The 1,980-nt window shown below is 61.8% G+C and carries 2 protein-coding genes; one reads left to right on the top strand and one right to left on the bottom strand.

From position 1 onward, the window contains the following. Nucleotides 1–343, top strand: a 343-nt coding sequence (locus tag ABYT07_RS20735) for an EamA family transporter (protein WP_372993893.1), incomplete at its 5' end; no start/stop codon positions are given. Here ABYT07_RS20735 and ABYT07_RS20740 read toward each other — a convergent pair. Beyond that, nucleotides 308–1,980, bottom strand: a 1,673-nt coding sequence (locus tag ABYT07_RS20740; protein ID WP_372993894.1) for a lytic transglycosylase domain-containing protein, incomplete at its 5' end; no start/stop codon positions are given. The genes ABYT07_RS20735 and ABYT07_RS20740 overlap by 36 nt on opposite strands.

Genomic DNA, 1,980 nt, shown 5'->3' on the forward strand with positions numbered 1-1,980 from the left:
CAAGGACAAAACCGCCACCAGCTTTTTCTGGACCGGCGTCACCGGGTCCATCGCGATGACGGCCACCGGTATCTGGTTTTGGGAACCGATGATCGCAACCGACTGGCTGATCATGGGCTGTCTGTGCATCACCGGCGTCACCGGCCATTGGCTGCTGATCCGCTGTTACGAGGTCGCCGAGGCCAGCGCCGTGCAGCCGTTTGCATACCTTCAACTGGTGTTCGCCAGCATCATCGGCATCTCGGTCTTTGGCGAGGACGTGCGCATCAATGTTGCCATCGGTGCGGCGCTGATCGTGGCTGCTGGCCTATTCACCTTTTGGCGCGAACGGCAAAAGAGTTGAGCCGATCAGTTCTTCGGTAAAGGGACGCGGCAGGGGGTTTAGGCCCAGACGTGCGCGATAGACCGGCAGGCTTTCCGTGACCCGCATCACATAGTTCTGGGTCTCGCGGAACGGGATCATCTCGATCCAGTCGACCACATCGATATCGCCCTCGCGCGGATCGCTATACGCCTCCATCCAGCGGGGCGGGCGGGCAGGGCCGGCGTTATAGGCGGCGGATACCATCACGACATTGCCGTTAAACCGCCCTGCCATCTGCGCCAGATAGGTTGACCCCAACAGCGCGTTATAATCCGGATCGGCGGTCAGGCGGTCTGTGGTATGCAGCGCGCTGATGTTCAGATCGCGCGCGACATCGTCGGCTGTGCCCGGCATCAGCTGCATCAATCCGCGCGCGCCAACGCCGCTTTGCACGACGGGGTCAAATTCGCTTTCGCGCCGTGCAATGGCCAGCACCATTTCGGGGGCCATGTTCAGGTCCAGCTTGATCGCAGGGTGCAGGGGGTAATAGGGCGCGGCGATGGTAATGCCGCGTTGTGCGACCCGTTTGCCGATCATCACCGCCAAATGCGGCTGGTCCACGTCAATCGCGGCTTGACCCAACAGGGCGGCGTCATCGGCCAGCAACTGTTCGGCCAAATGGGTCCAGAACCGTTCAGCCAAGGTCAGTTCGCCAGAGGCCTGCAGCAACATGCCTGCCTGAAACAGGGGTGCTTGGGCCAATGCGGAGCTGCGCCAATCCAGTTTCGGTGCTTCGCCCGCCAAGGTCTGGTCAAAGGGCAATCCGCCGCGTTCTGCGGCCAGCAGGCCATAAAACGACGACTGGAATTTCGCCCCCTGCGCATAGGCTTTGGCGGCACCCTCAGTATCGCCCATGTCCTGCAATGCGCGTCCCTGCCAATAGCCGGCACGCCCTTGGCTGATGGGGGATTCAACGGCACCGTCATGGGCCTTGAAATGGGTCAGGGCGCGCTTTGGATCCTTTAGGAACCGCAGTGCGATATAGCCCGACAGCCATTCGAGATCGGCAAAATGCGATCCTTCCTCAAGGAAATGCTGCGACGCTATTTGGTAGGCGCGTTTGGGATCACCGCTGCGCATTTCATCGCGTGCCAGCGCACGGCGGCGATTGGCCCATGCGGATGGCTGGCCAAGGGCTGTGGCACTAACCGATTGCGACAGCAGCAAATCCTTGGCGCTGTCGTCGAACCCTTTGCGAATGCGCCACTCGAAACGGTCCTTTTGCAGGCCGGGATCGCTGGCCTTGGCCGGGGCCAAGGCGTTTATCATTTCGTTTACGTCGCCATTGCGGTTCTGCAACGCGATCCGCGTTTCGGCCAGTGCCTTGTCCTCGGTGCTGACCAGATCAAACATTTGCCGGGCCTTGGCATGATCACCTTGCCACAGCATTTCATCCAGCCTTGCAGCGTGATGCGGTTTCAGCAATGCGCTGTGTTCGGCCAGGAACAATGCCTGCGTTACCGCGTCCATCGGCATGGTGCGCCACGCCAGAACCAGGCGCGCCTGCGCCTCTCCGCTGCGGTTGGCGCGGGTCAGGGCGGCGGCATAGGCCAGCACGCCGCGCGCAGTTTGCGGGGGGCGGCCCTGAAAGAACGCGAGCATGGCCGTGTCACCCG

This window comes from Sulfitobacter sp. (genome assembly GCF_041552635.1).
Taxonomy (GTDB): Bacteria; Pseudomonadota; Alphaproteobacteria; order Rhodobacterales; family Rhodobacteraceae; genus Sulfitobacter.